This window comes from Mitsuaria sp. GD03876 (assembly GCF_029840635.1).
Lineage (GTDB): Bacteria > Pseudomonadota > Gammaproteobacteria > Burkholderiales > Burkholderiaceae_C > Roseateles.
This window is the reverse complement of record NZ_JAOCCU010000072.1, coordinates 1-17,943: the sequence shown is the minus strand read 5'-3', so window position 1 is coordinate 17,943 and position 17,943 is coordinate 1. Positions and strand designations below refer to the sequence as shown.

The 17,943-nt window shown below is 71.3% G+C and carries 19 protein-coding genes and 1 pseudogene; 9 read left to right on the top strand and 11 right to left on the bottom strand.

Translation table 11 applies throughout. The annotated features are described in order from the left end of the window. The 3 genes and pseudogenes from N5D62_RS27140 to N5D62_RS27130 form a co-directional block, all read right to left on the bottom strand. Positions 1-759: pseudogene (locus N5D62_RS27140) on the bottom strand (hypothetical protein); the annotation flags it as partial. Next, complete coding sequence (locus tag N5D62_RS27135; RefSeq protein WP_279761191.1) at positions 749-1,033, bottom strand: hypothetical protein; 285 nt, start codon at positions 1,031-1,033, stop codon at positions 749-751. The pseudogene N5D62_RS27140 and the gene N5D62_RS27135, both read right to left, overlap by 11 nt. A gap of 133 nt (positions 1,034-1,166) precedes the next feature. Beyond that, entirely contained in the window at positions 1,167-1,646 is a 480-nt protein-coding gene (locus tag N5D62_RS27130; protein WP_279761190.1) for a carboxymuconolactone decarboxylase family protein, read from the bottom strand. A gap of 159 nt (positions 1,647-1,805) precedes the next feature. Between N5D62_RS27130 and N5D62_RS27125 the strand changes: the two genes are divergently transcribed. Further along, positions 1,806-3,110 (top strand): MFS transporter, encoded by a 1,305-nt coding sequence (locus tag N5D62_RS27125; protein ID WP_279761189.1) that lies wholly within the window; start codon positions 1,806-1,808, stop codon positions 3,108-3,110. A gap of 92 nt (positions 3,111-3,202) precedes the next feature. Here N5D62_RS27125 and N5D62_RS27120 read toward each other — a convergent pair whose 3' ends face one another. Then, complete coding sequence (locus tag N5D62_RS27120; RefSeq protein ID WP_279761188.1) at positions 3,203-3,418, bottom strand: CsbD family protein; 216 nt, start codon at positions 3,416-3,418, stop codon at positions 3,203-3,205. A 90-nt stretch (positions 3,419-3,508) separates the two neighbouring features. Then, the gene (locus N5D62_RS27115; protein ID WP_279761187.1) at positions 3,509-3,733 is read right to left on the bottom strand and encodes a hypothetical protein; all 225 of its coding nucleotides are present in this window, start codon (positions 3,731-3,733) and stop codon (positions 3,509-3,511) included. Positions 3,734-4,237: 504 nt separating this feature from the next. On the opposite strand from N5D62_RS27115, the gene N5D62_RS27110 reads away from it, so the two are divergent. Further along, positions 4,238-4,555: a hypothetical protein gene (locus tag N5D62_RS27110; protein ID WP_279761186.1), complete on the top strand. Its 318-nt coding sequence runs from the start codon at positions 4,238-4,240 to the stop codon at positions 4,553-4,555. Positions 4,556-4,623: 68 nt separating this feature from the next. Here N5D62_RS27110 and N5D62_RS27105 read toward each other — a convergent pair whose 3' ends face one another. Next, positions 4,624-5,319: a Bax inhibitor-1/YccA family protein gene (locus N5D62_RS27105; RefSeq protein ID WP_279761185.1), complete on the bottom strand. Its 696-nt coding sequence runs from the start codon at positions 5,317-5,319 to the stop codon at positions 4,624-4,626. A 105-nt stretch (positions 5,320-5,424) separates the two neighbouring features. Here N5D62_RS27105 and N5D62_RS27100 point away from each other — a divergent pair, with 105 nt between their 5' ends. Both N5D62_RS27100 and N5D62_RS27095 read left to right on the top strand, forming a co-directional pair. After that, entirely contained in the window at positions 5,425-5,826 is a 402-nt protein-coding gene (locus N5D62_RS27100; protein ID WP_088406615.1) for a heme-binding protein, read from the top strand. Positions 5,827-5,992: 166 nt separating this feature from the next. Further along, positions 5,993-6,496, top strand: coding sequence for an FxDxF family PEP-CTERM protein (locus N5D62_RS27095; RefSeq protein WP_279761184.1), 504 nt, complete (start codon positions 5,993-5,995; stop codon positions 6,494-6,496). A gap of 180 nt (positions 6,497-6,676) precedes the next feature. On the opposite strand, the gene N5D62_RS27090 is transcribed toward N5D62_RS27095, so the two are convergent. After that, positions 6,677-7,717 (bottom strand): quinone-dependent dihydroorotate dehydrogenase, encoded by a 1,041-nt coding sequence (locus tag N5D62_RS27090; protein ID WP_279761183.1) that lies wholly within the window; start codon positions 7,715-7,717, stop codon positions 6,677-6,679. A 134-nt stretch (positions 7,718-7,851) separates the two neighbouring features. Further along, entirely contained in the window at positions 7,852-8,802 is a 951-nt protein-coding gene (locus N5D62_RS27085; protein ID WP_279761182.1) for a LysR family transcriptional regulator, read from the bottom strand. Positions 8,803-8,915: 113 nt separating this feature from the next. Here N5D62_RS27085 and N5D62_RS27080 point away from each other — a divergent pair, with 113 nt between their 5' ends. The 5 genes from N5D62_RS27080 to rpiA all read left to right on the top strand — a co-directional run bounded on the left by N5D62_RS27080 (position 8,916) and on the right by rpiA (position 14,108). Beyond that, a complete protein-coding gene (locus N5D62_RS27080; protein ID WP_279761181.1) occupies positions 8,916-9,854 on the top strand; it encodes a DMT family transporter in 939 nt (312 codons plus the stop codon). A gap of 60 nt (positions 9,855-9,914) precedes the next feature. Continuing rightward, positions 9,915-11,048, top strand: a complete 1,134-nt coding sequence (locus tag N5D62_RS27075; protein WP_279761180.1) for a 3-deoxy-7-phosphoheptulonate synthase — start codon at positions 9,915-9,917, stop codon at positions 11,046-11,048. Between the two features lie 290 nt (positions 11,049-11,338). Beyond that, on the top strand, positions 11,339-11,818 hold the full coding sequence (locus N5D62_RS27070; RefSeq protein ID WP_279761179.1) for a DUF2141 domain-containing protein: 480 nt from the start codon (positions 11,339-11,341) through the stop codon (positions 11,816-11,818). A 10-nt stretch (positions 11,819-11,828) separates the two neighbouring features. After that, complete coding sequence (locus N5D62_RS27065; RefSeq protein ID WP_279761178.1) at positions 11,829-13,370, top strand: carotenoid oxygenase family protein; 1,542 nt, start codon at positions 11,829-11,831, stop codon at positions 13,368-13,370. Between the two features lie 78 nt (positions 13,371-13,448). Further along, on the top strand, positions 13,449-14,108 hold the full coding sequence (gene rpiA, locus N5D62_RS27060; protein WP_279761177.1) for a ribose-5-phosphate isomerase RpiA: 660 nt from the start codon (positions 13,449-13,451) through the stop codon (positions 14,106-14,108). Positions 14,109-14,234: 126 nt separating this feature from the next. On the opposite strand, the gene N5D62_RS27055 is transcribed toward rpiA, so the two are convergent. The 3 genes from N5D62_RS27055 to mnmD all read right to left on the bottom strand — a co-directional run. Further along, entirely contained in the window at positions 14,235-15,785 is a 1,551-nt protein-coding gene (locus tag N5D62_RS27055) for a methyl-accepting chemotaxis protein (RefSeq protein ID WP_279761176.1), read from the bottom strand. A gap of 100 nt (positions 15,786-15,885) precedes the next feature. Continuing rightward, a complete protein-coding gene (locus N5D62_RS27050) occupies positions 15,886-17,127 on the bottom strand; it encodes an FAD-dependent oxidoreductase (protein WP_279761175.1) in 1,242 nt (413 codons plus the stop codon). Next, positions 17,084-17,943 (bottom strand): tRNA (5-methylaminomethyl-2-thiouridine)(34)-methyltransferase MnmD (mnmD, locus tag N5D62_RS27045; RefSeq protein WP_279761174.1); only part of this gene is annotated, 860 nt, incomplete at its 5' end. The genes mnmD and N5D62_RS27050, both read right to left, overlap by 44 nt.

Here is a 17,943-nt window from a genome sequence, read left to right as displayed (position 1 = left end):
CGGCGTGGTGCCCGGAGGCGTACCCGGCGTTGGATCCGGCGTGGTGCCCGGAGGCGTACCAGGCGTTGGGTCCGGCGTGGTGTCCGGAGGCGTACCCGGCGTCGGATCAGGCGTGGTGCCCGGAGGCGTACCAGGTGTCGGATCCGGCGTGGTGCCCGGAGGCGTGCCCGGCGTGGGATCCGGCGTCGTGTCCGGAGGCGTGCCCGGGGTGCCGTCCTCTCCAGGCGGTGCCGGGGTCGTTTCGCCGACGGGGCAGGTATCCAGGGGCTCCCAGGGCGACCACCCGTACTCGTCAAGCGGCTCGGCGGGGTTATCCCCCTGGGTCCAGTTCTTGGACATGAAGCACTTGACGGTGCCATTGGTGTTCAAGGAGATCACCGAGCCGCCGGGATAGGCCCCCGAAGGATGCCAGCGCGGCGCGACCTCGACGGTCATGCTGCCATCGGGGTGGACGACCCAGGCGTGGCCGACCAGCTTCCACGGGCCATCGTTGCTGATGAAGCTGGGCGCTTCGTTTTGCGTCCACCAGGCGCTGACGAACACGCCCTGCTTGACCATGCGATCGGAGATCGCGCGGAAGGTGACGTACTGGTTCGCGGTGTCGTACTCGGCCGCGGGATTCCAGTGCGGCGGGTTCGACGGCACGTCGCGGCGCGCGGACCAGGCCGAGGCGGAGAAGAGCATCGCGCCCACCGCGCCGGCCACGACCGTGAGCGCCGTGGCGCCGCGGACTCCCTTGAAGAGAAGGTCATTCGCCATGGAGCGCCTCCCCGACCTGGTGGTAGTTCTGCAGCGCTTCGCGGTAGGAGCCGCGGCCGCTGGTCGCGTAATGGGGATTGGGCTTGACGGCGATCGCCGGGGCGGTCCGCGGCGCGCTGGCCGCGACTTCGGGGGACAGGGGCTCGTCGCCCGTGTCGGCCACGCCGCCGCAACCGGCCAGCACGAGCACGCCGAAGAGCATCGGCGCGGCCGCCATGGCCGGACGGGCCGGCCATGGGCGGGCGAGGAAGGAGAAAAAGTTCAGTCGTTTCACAAGGCCTCCTGGGTGATGCGTCAATCAATGACCGCATCGTCGGAGGAGGGGGGACTGCTGACTATTGCTCCCTCTGATCAGAGATTGCGAGTGACTAGCAAACTCGAGTGGGGATCCCCACTCAAATGCATAGTCAAGACAGGCCGGCCTTGTCCAGACCGAAAGCCTTGTCCTGCGAGCCGGGCACGCTCTGGAAGGCCACGTTGAGCCGATTCCACGCGTTGATCGAGGACACGGCCCAGGTGAGGTCGGTCAATTCCTTCTCGCTGAACTGCTCGCGGACCTGCGTGTAGACCTCGTCCGACACGCCGGTCTCGGGAATGCGGGTCAGCGTCTCGGTCCAGAGCAGCGCGGCGCGCTCGCGGGGCGAGAACAGCGACGACTCGCGCCAGATCGCGACGTGGTGCAGGCGCAGCGCACGCTCGCCGGCGATCGCGGCCTGCTTGATGTGCATGTCCAGGCAGAACGCGCAGCCGTTGAGCTGTGAGGCGCGGATCTCGACAAGGAATTGCAGGGCATGCTCCAGGCCGCTTTCCTTGATGCCCATCGACAGCTCCACCAGCTTCTTGAAGGCGGCGGGCGACTGTTGCATGTAGTTCAGACGTTGGCTCATCGTTCACTCCGTGTGTGGAAGGGGGAAAAACCGGGTTGGTATCCACAAGACGGAACAGCCCCCGCACATGTGACATCGCCTGGCGCCCGGCATCGGAAATGGCCTCGCTAAACTCGCCGACGCCCGCCCAAGAAGGCCTCGAACAGCCCCTTTCGTGCCGTGACCGCTCCGACCCCCCCCCCGACTCCCCCGGTTCCCCATCCAGCGGACGCCGCCGCTCCGGCGCCCAAGTCCAGCGTCTTCCGCCACCCCGGCTTCACCGCGTTCCTGATCTGCCGCCTCGCGGCGGTCTTCGCCGGCCAGATCCAGGCGGTGGTCGTCGCCTGGCAGGTCTACGACCTGACGCGCCAGCCGCTGGCGCTGGCCTACGTCGGCCTGGCGCAGTTCATCCCGATGCTGTTGCTGCTGCTGCCGGCGGGCGACCTGATCGACCGCTTCAGCCGCAAGCCGATCCTGGCGATCAGCTGGGCCGTCAGCGCCGTCTGCAGCCTGTCGCTGTGGTGGCTCTCCGGCCATGGCCATGCCGGCGTGACCGGGATCTACGCGGTGTTGGTGCTGTTCGGCTGCGCGCGGGCGTTCTCGGGTCCGGCGCTGCAGAGCCTGTTGCCGCAGATCGTGCCGCGCGAGCAGCTCGCGCAGGCGATCGCCGCCAACAGCATGCTGCTGCGCGTGGCCAGCATCGGTGGACCGTTCCTGGGCGGGCTGCTGTACGGCTTCGGCGGTTCGGCGCTGACCTACCTCGTCTGCCTGGCCTGCTTCGGCCTGGGCACGGCGCTGCTGATCGGCGCGGTCCCGGTGCGCTTCGCCGCGCCGCCATCCCCGGCGGGTGGCAACATCTGGCAGCGCTTCGGCGCGGGCATCCATTTCATCCGCACGCGGCCGATCATCCTCGGCACGATCTCGCTGGACCTGTTCGCCGTGCTGCTGGGCGGCGTCGTCGCGCTGTTGCCGATCTACGCGCACGAGGTGCTGCATGCCGGGCCGGAAGGGCTCGGCGCGCTGCGCAGCGCGATGGCCGTGGGCGAGGTCACGGCCGGGCTCTACCTCAGCCTGCGCCCGTTCAACCGGCATGTCGGCAAGGCGATGTTCACCGCGGTCGCCGTCTTCGGCCTGGCCAACCTGGTCTTCTCGTTGTCGACGACCTTCTGGTTGTCGTTCGCGGCGCTGGCCGTGGCCGGCGCGGCCGACATGGTCAGCGTCTACATCCGCGGCGCGCTGGTGCAGTTCTCGACGCCCGACGAGATGCGCGGCCGCGTGAACGCGGTGAACATGCTGTTCATCGGCTCGTCCAACGAGCTCGGCGAGTTCCGCGCCGGCAGCGCGGCCGCGGCGCTCGGCGCGGTGCCGGCGGCGGTGACCGGCGCGATCTGCACGCTCGGCGTCGTCGGCGCGTGGGCCACGCTGTTCAAGCCGCTGCGCACCGTCGATCGCTTCGAGGAAGCGACGCCCGCCGTCACCCGCTGACTCCCGCGTCCGGCGGACGAAAAAAAGCCGCGCTGGCCCGAAGGGCGCAACGCGGCAACAGGGAGGATTCGGTTCAGCCGCTCAGCGGGCGATCAGCTCAGCCAGCGGTCGTCGGCGCGGTTCTGCCAGTCGGAGAGCTGCTTGTCGGCCTCGTCCTTGGCGATGCCGTAGCGCTCCTGGATCTTTCCCGACAGCTGGTCACGCTGGCCGGCGATCACGTCGATGTCGTCATCGGTCAGCTTGCCCCATTGCTCGCGGACCTTGCCCTTGAGCTGCGTCCAGTTGCCTTCGATGCGGTCCCAGTTCATGTGAACTCCTTTCGAGGAGAGTGGTCATGACCAGGGACTTGGCAAGTGGTGGGCCCGGCGGCCGACGCGCGGGCCAGGCGAGGCGGACGTTCAGTGGTTCGTGCGGCCGCGGATCGCAGGCGGCAGGTAATCCTTGCCGACCATGGCGCGGGCGAAGAGGTAGTTGTTGCGCGCCCGCTGGGGCAGGCTGTCGAGGTCGACATGGCCTTGCGGGTCGCACGGGAAGGACATCGCGCGACCGGCGTCGAACAGCGATTCGAAGCGGATCTCGAATTGCGGGGAGGCGTCGGCGGCGGTGATCTGGAGGAGGCTCATGTCGTTCTCCTGGTGAGTTCCTTTGCTTTGACTATCGGCGCTGGCCCGGGACCTTCCCATCAGTGCAGCGCGGTGCGCGGTGTCGGTGCCGGGCGGCGGGTCTTGTCCGGCGTCGTCCTACACCTTGTGGGCACAACGGAAGGCCGGCGGACCGTGTTGACGCCCGCGCCGCGGATCGCACCGGGCTTCACACAGCTTTGCATGCGGCGTCCGGCATCGGTCCTGCCCAGGAACGGCATGGGCATCGCGCGCCTCGCCGGCGCGCCTGGGCGAGCCGATGTGGGACGACACCTACATCGCCTCGCGGTGCCCGCCGCTTCGCCGCCTCGCACGGGCAGGCGAGCATGCGCTCATCCACAACCCGTTCCGTACCGCTTCGAGGCTCGCCATGGACGACATGCTGATGCTGATGACGCTGGCCACCTGCACCGCGACCGCCGTCGCGGTCCGCATGTGGCAATGGCTCGACGAACTCGGACGGAGCGACTCCCAGGAGGAACTGCCATGAGCGCTCGCCCACCGCTGCCCCCCGAACATCCGGCCGACGAATCGACGCTGGATCCTTCCGTCGAACGCGTGTCCGTCGAGGAGAACCCGCTCAGCCAGTCGGCCTTCGTCTGCGGCGAGGTGACCTACCGGACCGGCGACGGCCCGCTGATGACGATCCGCCAGGGACCGGTGCAGGTCGAGGTCAACGAACACGACGTGACGCTGGGCTGGGACGACGGCGACGCCCGCGGCAGCACCGTGATGCCGCGCACCGAGTACGCGCGCTTCATCGGCCTGGGCGCGATCAAGCCGGTCGTCGCGCACAAGCCCTGACGCCCTCGGCGACGCGCCAATGAAAAACGCCTCGGGTCACCGAGGCGTTTTCGCTGGGGGAGGGAGCGTCAGTCGCGGTCGCCGCCGAAGATCCCCAGCAGCTGCAGCAACGCGGTGAACACGTTGTACAGGTCCAGGTAGATGTTGAGCGTGGCGCTGATGTAGTTGGTCTCGCCGCCGTCGACGACGCGCTTGACGTCCACCAACATGAAGGCCGAGAAAATGCCCAGCACGGCCACCAGCAGCGCCAGGTGCACGCCGGTCGACTGCAGGAAGACGTTGGCGATGCCCGCGATCATCGCGATCACGGCGCCGACGAACAGGAACTTCTGCAGGCCCGACAGGTCGCGCTTGACGACCGTGGCCAGCGAAGCCATCGCGAAGAAGATCGCGGCGGTCCCGCCGAAGGCGGTCATGATCAGCGTGCCGCCGTTCTTGAAGCCCAGGATCGCCGCCAGCAGCCGCGACAGCATCAGGCCCATGAAGAAGGTGAAGCCCAGCAGCGCGACGACGCCGGTGGCGGAGTTCTTCGTCTTCTCGACGAGGAACATCAGGCCGAAGGCGCCGACGAAGAACAGCAGCATGCTGGCGCCGGTGCCCATCGCGGCGAGCAGCCCGGTGGAGACGCCGATCCAGGCGCCCAGCACCGTCGGGATCAGGGACAGCGCCAGCAGCGCGTAGGTGTTGCGCAGGACGCGCTGGCGGTCGGTGGGCAGCGACGAGCCGAGGCTGCCGCCGTTGAGGTCGATGATGCGGTCGTTCATGTGCGTGCGCCCCATGAAGTGAGAGTTGGGCTCGATTGTAGGCAGCGCTCTTAAGGCTTCGTTAAAGTGATCGTCTTTCCTTCAACGACCCCGACGAGGCCGCAGATGAAACAGAAGCCCTTCCTCACCCTGGACGACGTCAAGCGCATCGCCGCCGCCGCAGAGGCCGAGGCCCTCAAGAACAACTGGGCGGTGACCATCGCCATCGTCGACGACGGCGGCCACCTGCTGTGGCTGCAGCGCCTGGACAACGCCGCCGCCACGTCCGCGGTGATCGCGCCGGCCAAGGCGAAGACGGCCGCGCTGGGCCGCCGCGAATCCAAGGTCTACGAGGACATCGTCAACAACGGCCGCAACGCGTTCCTGAGCGTGCCGCTGGAAGGCATGCTCGAAGGCGGCGTGCCGGTGCTGGTCGAGGGCTTCTGCGTGGGCGCGGTCGGCGTCAGCGGCGTGAAGTCCAACGAGGATGCCCAGGTCGCCAAGGCGGGCATCGCCGCCCTGGGCTGACCCCCGCCAGGGGGCAGCGGACGCGGCGAGGGGCGCCGCGTCCCTTACGCCTGTGACGCACTGGTACACATCTCGCACTTTTCGTGCGGGACTTGTCATGTGGTCGAGATGCAAACTATTTCACGCTGGAGCCCATCGTGGGCTCATCACGTGAGATGGAGCAGTCATGAACAAGAAGTCCCTGATGGTGGCCGCGATCGCCACCCTGATCGGAAGCGCCGCCGGCGCGGCCACGCTGGATCCGGTGTTCGTCGTGCCGACCAACGGCAGCTTTTCCGACATCGTCCTCGGGTCCTTCACCCTGACCCAAACCTCCGACGTCACCGGCTCGGTGCTCGCCGCCACCACCATCGACTTCGGCACCGGCTTCACGCTGCCCCTGCAGTCGGTCACCTTCAGCTTCGCCGGACTCAACGGGCTCACCGACCTGGACGCCTCGGCCACCGGATTCCACTACGCCAGCCTGGCCGCCGGAACCTACCAGCTGATCGCCAGCGGGTCGCTCAGCGGCGCGGGGTTCGGCAACATCGCCGTGCTGTCGACCACCGTCAACACGTCGGCCGTACCGGAACCGGCCACCTACGCGCTGATGCTGGCTGGCATCGCGGGCGTGGGCCTCGCGGCGCGGCGTCGTGGGGTGGTGAAGGCGGAAACGCCTGCGGTGGGCTGAGCGCGGGCCCTTCACGACGCAGGGGGCGTCCCTCCGGGAACCCCCAGCATCATTCCGGCCCCAGCCACGCTCGCTGTCCGCGGGCCTTGGCGTCTTGCGGGCCCTGGCTTCTCGGCACGAATGAAGAATGAAAAGAGCGCTCCTCGGAGCGCTCTTGTCGTTTGGGGGCGTCGTGTCGGCTCAGAGCCGGGCCATCGCCTTCGCGCATTCGGGCACCAGCGCCGGACCCTTGTAGATCAGGCCGGTGTAGAGCTGCACCAGGTCCGCGCCTGCCTGCAACTTCGCCCGCGCATCCTCGCCGCTGAGCACGCCGCCCACGCCGATGATCGGGTAGCCGCTGCCCAGCGCCGCGCGCAGCAGACGGATCACCCGGTTGCTCGCCTCGAACACCGGCGCGCCCGACAGGCCGCCCATCTCGTTCGCATGCGGCAGGCCCTGCACCGCGTCGCGCGCGATCGTCGTGTTGGTCGCGATCACGCCGTCGATGCCGTGCCGCTTCAGGCTCGCCGCGATCACCGTGACCTGGTCCTCGTCGAGGTCGGGCGCGATCTTCACGAACAGCGGCACCTGCCGGCCGCTCGCGTCCTGCAGCGCCAGGCGGCGCGCCTGCAGCGGACCGAGCAGCGCATCCAGCGCCTCGTCGCTCTGCAGCTGGCGCAGGTTCTTCGTGTTGGGGCTCGAGATGTTGACGGTGATGTAGTCGGCGTGCGGGAACACGCCTTCCAGGCCGATCAGGTAGTCGTCGACCGCCCGTTCGATCGGCGTGACCGCGTTCTTGCCGATGTTCAGGCCCAGCAGCCCGCCCCGGTGGCGGAAGCTGTGCGAGCGCTTGACGTTGGCGACGAAGGCGTCCAGCCCCTCGTTGTTGAAACCCAGCCGGTTGATCAGCGCCTGCCGGGCCGGGAGCCGGAACATGCGCGGCCGCTCGTTGCCGGGCTGCGCCTTGGGCGTCACCGTCCCGACCTCGATGAAGCCGAACCCCATCGCGCCCAGGCCGTCGATGCAGCGGCCGTTCTTGTCGAGCCCGGCCGCCAGGCCGATGCGGTTGGGGAAGGTGAGGCCGGCGACGGTCACCGGGTCGGACACCCGGGTCTGTGCCCAGGCGCATTGCGCCGGGGTGTTCTGCAAGCGGGCGATGCTGCCCAGCGTCAGTTCGTGCGCGTGTTCGGGATCCAGGCCGAACAGGAAGGGACGGGCGAGCCCGTAGGGAATGAAAGCCATGATGGGGCGGGATTGTCTCATTCGCGCCTTGCACGGCCCCCTGGCGCCTACTCCCGGCGTGCGAACGGTGATGGGGGACTCGCCCTAGCTCGATCGGGCCCCGGCCCGGAAGAGGCCCGGGGCGAGGCCCCTGCTCAGGGGCCCGGCGGCCGGTCCCACGGCGGCACGTCCCCGATCCGCTCGACGCAGAAATCGATCAGCGCGCGGACCTTCGGGCTCGGATAGCGGCTGGGCAGGTAGACCGCGTAGAGCGTGTTGGCCTCGGCGGGGCCGCCCAGCGGCGTCCAGTCGGGGAGCAGGGCGGTCAGCCGGCCCGCGCGCAGGTCGGCGCCGATCGCGTAGGTCGGCAGCACCGCCAGCCCCATGCCCGCCAGCGCGGCGATCCGCAGCGACTCGCTGCTGTTGGCGGTCAGGCCGCTCTCGAAGCGCAGGGCGCCGGAGATCTCGACCTCCGCCTCGCCCTGGGCCGGATGGCGGAAGCGCCAGCGCTCGGGCGCGTGCAGGTAGCCGAAGCGCAGGCAGCGGTGCTCCGCCAGCGCCGCGACCGAGTCCGGCGTGCCCTGCGCCGCCAGATAGGCCGGCGACGCGCAGAGCACGAAACGGATGTCCGCCAGCTTGCGCGCGACCAGCCCCGGGCTCGGGCGGCCGGTCAACCGCAGCACGACGTCGAAACCCTCCTCGGCCAGGTCGACATACCGGTCGTTGAGCCCGAGCACGACCTGGAGCTGCGGATGGCGGGCGCAGAACTCGGTCATCAGCGCCGTGAACTGCAGGTTGCCGAAAGCGGTCGAGGTGCTCAGGCGCAGCACGCCGCGCGGCTGCTCGCGCTGCCCGGCGAGCTCCGCGTCCAGCGCCTGCGCCTCCTCCAGCAGCCGCTGGGCGCGCTCGTAGACGCCGCGGCCCTCGGCGGTGGGGCTGATGCTGCGGGTGGTCCGGTGCAGCAGCCGGGTGCCCAGCTGCTGTTCCAGCCGCGCGACCTGCTTGCTGACGGCCGACTTGGTCGCGCCCAGCAGCTTGGCCGCGCCGGAGAAGCTGCGCGCGTCGACGACGCGGGCGAAGGCGTGCAGGTCTTCCAGGCGTCCCATGGCGATCCTCCGATTGTTCTCGATCTGGAAACTCTAAAACGAAACGACAGCGGATTGTGTCCTGAAGCGTGCCTTCCTAGAGTCGCACCATCGACTTCGACCCGGAGACCGCCATGACCGCCTCGACCCTCGTTTCAGCCGCCGCGCTCCGCGTCCGCCGCGACGCGCCGGCGACCGGCCTCGCCGCGCTGGTGGCGCTGAGCCTGCCGGCCTTGTTCATCCTGCTGTGGAGCACCGGCTACGTCGCCGGCAAGCTGGCGCTGCCGCACGCCGGGCCGTTCACGCTGCTGGCGCTGCGCTTCGGCCTGGCCGCGGTGGTGCTGCTCACCGTGTCGGTGGCGACCGGCGCGCCCTGGCCGAAGACGCCGCGGGCCTGGATCCACCTCGGCGTGGTCGGGCTGCTGATGCAGGTGCTGCATTTCTCCGGCGTCTACTGCGCGATCGCCTGGGGCCTGCCGACCGGCGTGGCCGCGCTGCTGATCGGGATGATGCCGCTGGCCACCGCGATGGGCGCTCACCTGTGGCTGTCGGAGCGCATGAGCGCCGGCCAGTGGCTGGGCCTGCTCGGTGGCGCCGCCGGCGTGGCGCTGGTGATCGCGGACCGGCCGCTGGGCGGCGGCGCCTGGGCCGCCTATGGCGCGGGCCTGCTCGGACTGGGCGGGCTGGTCGCCGGCACGCTGTACCAGAAGCGCTTCTGCGCCGGCATGGACCTGCGCACCGGCAGCGGCATCCAGATGACGGTGTCGGCATTGGCGGTGACGGCGCTGGCGCTGTGGCGCGAGCCCGGCGGCCCGGACTGGAGCGCCGAGCTGATCGGCTCGACGCTGTGGCTCGCGCTGGTCAACTCCATCGGCGCGTTCAGCCTGATGTTCGTGATGATCCGGCGCGGCCAGGCCGGCGCGGTGGCGCGGCTGTTCTACCTGATCCCCGGCGTGTCGGCGCTGATGGGCATGGGGCTACTCGGGGAGCACCTGGGCGCCCTGGCGCTGGCGGGCTTCGTCGTGTCGGCCGCCGCGGTGGGACTGGCCGCGATGTCCCGCGCGGGCAGATAATCGACGGTTCCATTCCGCCATTCGCGCGGCGTCCGAGAGGGCGTCGCGCCAGCCGCCGCCATGAAGCACCTCGACCACCCGCAGCACGATCGCGAGATCGGTTCCGCCGATGCCACCCGCGACGCGACCCGCACCGACGACACCCGCATCGACGCGGTCCGTCCGCTGATCTCGCCGGCGCTCCTGCTGGACCAGCTGCCGCTGCCCGAGGCCTCGCTGAAGGTCGTCGAGACGGCGCGCCAGGAGATCAGCGCCGTGCTGCACGGCCGCGACGACCGGCTGCTGTGCGTGGTCGGGCCGTGCTCGATCCACGACCACGGCCAGGCGATGGACTACGCGCGGCTGCTCAAGGACCTGCGCGAGGAGCTCAAGCAGGACCTGCTGGTCGTGATGCGCGTGTACTTCGAGAAGCCGCGCACGACGGTGGGCTGGAAGGGCTACATCAACGACCCGTTCCTGGACGGCAGCTTCCACATGAACGAAGGCCTGCGCCTGGCGCGCCAGCTGCTGCTGGACGTCACCGCGCTGGGCCTGCCGGCCGGCACCGAGTTCCTGGACCTGCTGTCGCCGCAGTACATCTCCGACCTGATCGCCTGGGGCGCGATCGGCGCCCGCACCACCGAGAGCCAGAGCCACCGCCAGCTGGCGTCGGGCCTGTCCTGCCCGGTGGGCTTCAAGAACGGCACCGACGGCTCGGTGAAGATCGCCGCCGACGCGGTGCTGGCCGCGCGCGCCAGCCACGCCTTCATGGGCATGACCAAGATGGGCCTGGCGGCCATCTTCGAGACCCGCGGCAACGACGACTGCCACCTGATCCTGCGCGGCGGCAAGGCGCCCAACTACGACGCGGCCTCGGTGCAGGCGGCGGCCGAGGTGCTGAAGGCGGCCGGGCTGCGCGAGCAGCTGATGATCGACTTCTCGCACGCCAACTCGTCCAAGAAGTTCGAGCGCCAGATCGACGTCGGCCAGGACGTCGGCGCGCAGATCGCCGGCGGCGACGAGCGCATCACCGGCGTGATGATCGAGTCGCACCTGCAGCCGGGCCGCCAGGACCTGCTGGCGGGCCAGACCAAGTCGGACCTGCTGCCCGGCGTGTCGATCACCGACGCCTGCCTGGGCTGGAGCCAGACCGAACCGCTGCTGCGGTCGCTGGCCGCCTCGGTGCGCCAGCGCCGCGAACGCCGCGCCGCCTGAGTCCCCGGCGGCCGCGTGCCGCCGATCCGTTCGAGCATCCGCCGGCCCCCGCGCCGATCCTCGCCGGTCAGCGGCGGCCCGCCGCTCGCGCCAGCGCGAGACGCCTCGCGCCGCCGATCCGCTCGAGCCTCCCGCCGCCGATCCGAAGCCGGCGGGCCGTCGCTCGCGACGCCGCGAGACGCCTCGCGCCGCCCGGCGGCGCTTCGTCGCGCCGGCCTTCGGCGCCGGCGACGGCCTTCCTAGAGTGCGCTCCATCGACCCGATCCCCGGGTCGCTTCCTGGAGCCCGCCATGTCGATCCGTTCCTCCCGTCCGTCCCCCCGTCCGTCCCGCTTGGCCGCCGCGCCGGCGCTCGCCGGACTCGTGCTGCTGCTGGGCGCGCCGCTGGCGCGCGCGGCCGACCTGGAGGTCGAGGTCAGCGGCCTGGCCGCGGCCGGGGCGGCGTCCGGCGGCCAGGTGATGGCGGCCGCCTTCGGCCCAGACGGCTGGCTGAAGCAGCCGGTCGCCACCGCCCGGGCGGCGCTGGCGCAGTCCCGCGACGGCGTCGTCACGCTGCGCCTGACCGGCCTGCCGGACGGCCCGGTGGCGGTCTCGGTGTTTCAGGACATGAACGGCAACGGCAAGCTGGACCGCAACCCGATGGGGATGCCGACCGAGCCCTACGCGTTCTCGCGCCAGGCGCAGGGCCAGTTCGGTCCGCCCAGCTTCGAGCAGGCGGTGCTGCCCGCTGGCACGACCCGGCACGCGATCCGTCTCTCGCCGCAGCCTTGAGGAGCCCGCCATGAACCGCCGTCATCTGCTGCGCGCCGGGGCCGCCTCGACGGTGGCCGCCGCCGCGCCTGCCGCCGTGCTGGCCCGCGCCGGCGAGGCCCTGGCCACCTCGGCCCACCTCGTCCATGGCGCCGCCGCGCTGAGCGCCGAGGACTTCGACCGTGCCGTCGCCGCCGCGCCGGAGTTGCTGCCGCTGCGCGGCTGGGACGGCGAGGACCGCGCCGCCACCGAACTGCGCATCGAGGGCCGCTGGCCGCGTGAACTGCGCGGCACGCTGTACCGCAACGGCCCCGGCCTGATGAACCGCGGCGGCGAACGCTACCGCCACTGGTTCGACGGCGACGGGCTGGTGCAGGCCTGGCGCTTCGAGGACGGCCGCGCCCGCCACCAGGCGCGTTTCGTGCGCACGGCCAAGTTCGAGGCCGAGCAGCAGGCCGGCCGATTCCTGCTGCCCACGCTGGGGACCGCGATCCCGGCGCAACGCCCGGTCACCGGGCCGGACAGCCTCAACGTCGCCAACACCAGCGTGCTGCGCCTGCAGGACCGCCTGTACGCGCTCTGGGAGGGCGGCAGCGCGCATGTGCTCGACGCCGGGTCGCTCGCGACGGTCGGGGTCAAGACCTGGGCGCCGGAGCTGCGCGGCATGCCGTTCTCGGCGCATCCGAAGGTCGAGCCCGATGGCACCGTGTGGAACTTCGGCACGACCTCGCGGCACCTGGCCGTGTACCGCATCGGCCGCGACGGCGCGCTGGCGACGCACCAGGTGCTGGAGCTGCCGATGGCGGCGATGGTCCATGACTTCGCGGTCTCGGAGCGCCATCTGGTGTTCCTGCTGGCGCCGATCGCGATGGACACGGCGCGGCTGCGGACCGGCGCGAGCATGAGCGAGGCGATGCAGTGGCGGCCGGAGGCCGGCACCCGCGTGCTGGTGCTGGACAAGGCGACGCTGACGCCGCGCTGGTTCCAACTGCCCGCCAGCCTGGTCTTCCACTTCGGCAACGCCTGGGACGGCGCCGGCGAGGTGGTGCTGGACTATGTCGAGGCGCCGCCGTTGCCGGAGTTCAATGCCCGGATCGCCGGGCTGATGGCCGGACGCCGGGTCGCGTCGGCGCCGTCCCGGCCGCGGCTGCTGCGCCTGCCGCTGGGCGGCGGCGAGCCTCGGCTGGAGGGGCGCGACGAGTCGGTGGAATTCCCGGTGGTCGATCCTCGGGTGGTCGGGCGCCGGCACCGCTACGTCTACTACCCGGTGCGGGTCGACGATCCGACGCGCTGGGGCTTCAACGGCGTGATGCGGCTGGACCTGGACACCGGCGCGCGCCAGCGTTTCGCCTTCGGCGAGCGGGTGATGCTTGAGGAACAGCTGCTGGTGCCCCGGCCCGGCTCGACCCGCGAGGGCGAGGGCTGGTTGCTCGGCACCGGCTACGACGTGGCGCGCCAGCGCAGCTTCGCGACGGTGTTCGACGCGCAGCGGCTGGAGGACGGACCGGTGGCGCGCGCCTGGCTGCCGTACTGGGTGCCGCTGGGATTCCACGGGCGCTTCCACGCCGGCTGACGCGCGAGCCGGCGCCCGCCGCGCGGGCGGGAGGCCGCGATAATCGCGCCTTCCGTCCCTCATCCCCCCGAGTTCCCCATGACCCAAGACGAATTGAAGACCCTGGTCGGCCAGGCCGCATTGCAGTACGTGACGCCGGACACGGTGGTGGGGGTGGGCACCGGCTCGACGGTGGACAAGTTCATCGACGCGCTGGCCGCCAGCGGCATGCGCATCGCCGGCGCGGTGTCGAGCTCGGTGCGCAGCACGGAGCGGATGAAGGCGCTGGGCATCCCGGTGCTGGACGCGGCCGAGGTCGAGTCGCTGCAGGTCTACATCGACGGCGCCGACGAGATCGATCGCCAGGGCCACATGGTCAAGGGCGGCGGCGCCGCGCTGACGCGCGAGAAGATCGTGGCCGACCTGGCCGAGACCTTCGTCTGCATCGCCGACGAGAGCAAGCTGGTCGACGTGCTGGGCCGCTTCCCGCTGCCGGTGGAGGTGATCCCGATGGCCGCGGCCCAGATCGCGCGCCGCTTCAAGGCCATGGGCGGCGACCCGGTCCTGCGCAAGGACTGCGTGACCGACAACAGCTGCCACATCCTGGACGTCACCGGCCTCCAGATCACCGATCCCGCCGCTTTCGAGGCCGAGGTCACCCAATGGCCGGGCGTGGTCACCGTGGGCGTGTTCGCCCGCAACAAGGCGGGCGTGTGCCTGCTGGGCACCGCCCAGGGCGTCAAGACGCTGACGTTCTGAGCTTCCGAGGCCGCTCCGCCGCCGCGCGGCGGACATCGCGCGCCATGACCAAGGGCCCCCGCGGGGGCCCTTGTCGTTGGCGATCGGCCGCGTCGCCGCGAGGGCGCGAGGCCGCGGGGAGGGCGCTCAGCGCAGCCGGAACACCGAGATCGCGCTGGCCAGGCGTTGCGACTGTTCCTTGAGGCTCTCGGCCGCGGCGGCCGATTCCTCGACGAGCGCGGCGTTCTGCTGCGTCATCTGGTCGAGCTGGCCGATGGCCGCGTTGACCTGGTTGATGCCGTCGCTCTGCTCGCGCGAGGCGGCGCTGATCTCGCCAATGATGTCGGCCACGCGCTGCACGCTGGCCACGATCTCGGTCATCGCGCCGCCGGCGTCCTCGACCAGGCGCGAGCCGGATTCGACGCGCTCGACGCTGGCGCCGATCAGCGTCTTGATCTCCTTGGCGGCCTCGGCGCTGCGCTGCGCCAGCGAGCGCACCTCGCTCGCCACCACCGCGAAGCCGCGGCCCTGCTCGCCGGCGCGGGCCGCTTCCACCGCGGCGTTCAGCGCGAGGATGTTGGTCTGGAAGGCGATGCCGTCGATGGTGCCGATGATGTCGGCGATGCGGCGCGAGCTGTCGCTGATCTCGCCCATCGTGCTGACCACCTGGCCCATCACGGTGCCGCCGCGCTGCGCGGTCTCGGCGGCGGAACTGGACAGCTGGTTGGCCGTCATCGCCGAATCCGCGGTCTGGCGCACCGTGCCGGTGAGCTGCGTCATCGACGCGGCCACTTCCTGCAGGTTGGAGGCCGTCTGCTCGGTGCGGGCGCTCAGGTCGTGGTTGCCGGTGGCGATCTCGGCGCTGGCGGTGCCGATGCTCTCGGCCGAGCCGCGCACGTCGCCGATCAGCTTGAGCAACTGGCCCTGCATGCCGCCCAGCGAGCCCAGCAGCTGGCCGGTCTCGTCGCGGCCGCCCGGGGGCACGCGGCGCGTCAGGTCGAAGTGGGCGATGGCGTCCGCGACCTCGGCCGCGCCCCGCAGCGGGCCGGTGATCGAGCGCGTCAGCGCCACCGCGAACCACACGCCCAGTCCCAGCGCGACCAGAGAGAACACCAGCAGCGCCGACCGCGCCCGGCTGTTGGTCGCGTCGAGCTGCTTGGCCGCCTCGTCCAGCAGCGCGCGCTTGTGCTGCACGATGGCCTGGATCGCTTCCTGGAACTTCGCCGCGGCGGGCTGGAACTCGCGGTCGAAGACCTCGCGCGCCTTGTCGGCGTCGCCGGCCTTCTTGCTGGCGGCGACGGCGTCGCGGGTGCTCAGGTAACCCTTGCGGGCCTCGCTGAGGGTGTCGAACATCTTGCGCTCGTCGGGCGTGACCATGTAGCCGTCGAGCTGCTTCTGCAGTTCGCCCGACTGCCGGGTGGACTCGGCCGAGGTGGTGGCGAAGAACTGCGCCAGGCTGGGGTCGGCGCTGACGGCGATCGCGCTGGTGCGGTTCACGCCGTTGGTGATGTTGCGGTACCAGTCGGAGGCGACGCGCTCGGCGGCCAGGTCCTGGTTGAGCATCACGTCGGTTTCGGCGGCCACGCGGCCCAGCGCGAGGTAGCTCAGGCCCGAGCCCACGAAGGCGATCAGCAGCACCAGGCCCAGCACCACGCCGAGCCGCTGGCCGATCGTCCGGCCCGCCACGAGATGAATCATGAATGTCCCCCGAGAGTTTGAATTCGCTTGAAGTCGCCCGAGCGGGCGCTGGCGCCGTCCAGGGCGCCTCCGCTCCATATCGACGCCAGCGGGGAAAAACTTAAACGGAGCTTGATCCCGCGCGCTGCCGCTTCGCGCCGAAGCGCGCCGGGTCCAGCGCCTCGGCCAGGCTGGCTTCGATCGGCCAGGGCGCGCCGGTGAGCTGCGCCGCGACGAGCTCGGCGCACAGCGTCGCCCAGGTCAGGCCGCGCGAGGCGAGGGCGCCCAGCACCATCAGGCCCGGCTGCCGCGGCCAGAAGCGGGCCTGCTCCGCGCGTTGCGCCGGCATCGCGGCGGGCAGGGCGCCGACGACCGGCAACCGGTCCGGCACGAGGCTGCGCCAGCCGACCCGACCCGCGAGCGGCAGTTCATCCGGCAGCGGGCACGCGGGCAGCAACTGCTTGAGCCGGCCGAGGTTCTGTGCCTGGTCCGAAGCCCGCAGGACCGGATCGACATCGCCGGCGTCGGCGCTCGCGCCGAAACACAGCGTGCCGTCCGGCAGGCTCAGCGCGTAACCGAGACCCGCCACCGGCATCGACAGCCTTGGCGTCGCCATCGCCATCGTGTTCGAGTTCGAGTTCGAGTTCGAGTTCGAGTTCGGGGGCGGGGTTGCCGTTGCTCTTGCCGTTGCCGTTGCCATCGTCGTGGACATTGGCGTCGAAGCGGATGCATCGACCGCGCCCTCGGGCGCCATCACGCTCAACTGGCCGCGCTGCGACACCCAGGGCCAGGCCGGTCCGGCGCTCCACTTGGCCGCGATCGGATCGCTGCCGATGCCGCCGCACAGCACGACCGCGTCGGCGCTGGCGATGAGCTGCCCCGCGCCGCCGTACGCGGACCAGCGCCCGCTCTCGTCATCGCGTTCCAGTCGCGCGACCGGCGTGCCCAGCCGCAATTCGAATCCTTCGGTGCGCGCCGCTTCGGCCAGCCAGGCATCCACGAGCGCCGGCGGCGACACCGCGCCGCCGCCCGGGAAGAACCACGCCGGCTGGGCCAGCGCGACCCCGGCGAGCGTGCTCGCCGCGTCGGCATCCAGCGCCTGGACGTAGTCCGCCGGCAGTCCGCAGCGCGCCAGCAGCGCGCGCATCGCGTCAAGCGCCGCCGGCTCGCGTTCCACGCGCAGCAGCCCCCATTGCAGCCAGGGCAGGGCGGGCGCGATGCGGCGCAGTTCGCGCTCGGTGGCGAGCGCCGCCGCGCGGTTGAAACGGGCGTGCGGGCCGTCGTCCCCGTGCAGCGTGCCGTGGAAGAGTCCACCCGGATTACCCGACGCCTGGGCCGCGGGCGTCGCGCCGGCCTCGATCACCTGGCAGCGCAGGCCCTGGCGCGTCAGCGCGCGCGCAGGCGGCGCCCGCCAGGCCCGCGCCGACGATCAGCACGTCCCGGGCGTCGGGCGCGACCGCGGCGCGGCCCGGCGGCAAGGCCACGCGGTGCCGCGGCGCGAAGACGGCCGACAGCACCTGCCACTTGCCGGCTTCGCCCGGACGCTTGCTCGCGTGGAACCCCGCGGCGGCGAGGCCGTCCCGCACCGCCCGGGCGACGCTCCAGGTCGCGGCGGTCGCCCCCGGCGCCGCCAGCCGGCCGACCTGCCGGAACACGGCGTCATCCCAGAGCTCGGGGTTCTTCGCCGGGGCGAAGCCATCCAGGTAGAACGCGTCCACCGAGGCCACGAGTTCCGGCAGCCAGTCGTGCGCGTCGCCGAAGGCGAGCATCAACCGGACGCGACCGTCGTCGAAGTCGAGCGTCTGCAGGGACGGCACGAGCGGCGGCCAGGCATCGACCAGTTGCCGCGCGAGCGCCGGCTCCGGCGACGACGCGTGCGCGCGGGCCAGGTCGGCGCGCGTCAACGGGTGCTTCTCGATGCTGAGGAACACCAGCCGCTCGCAGCGGGCCGGATCGTCGCGCCAGGCCGCCCAGGTCGCCAGGAAGTTGTTGCCCAGCCCGAAGCCGGTTTCCAGCACGACGAAGCGTTGGCGGCCGGCCCAGCGCCCGGGCAGTCCGTTTCCCGCCAGAAACACGTGCCGCGCCTGCGCGAAAGCGCCGGAGCGGCCGTGGTAGTCGTCGCCGAACTCGGGCGCGCGCGGGGCCGCGGCGTCGGAGAAGTCGACGCGGGCGGGGACGA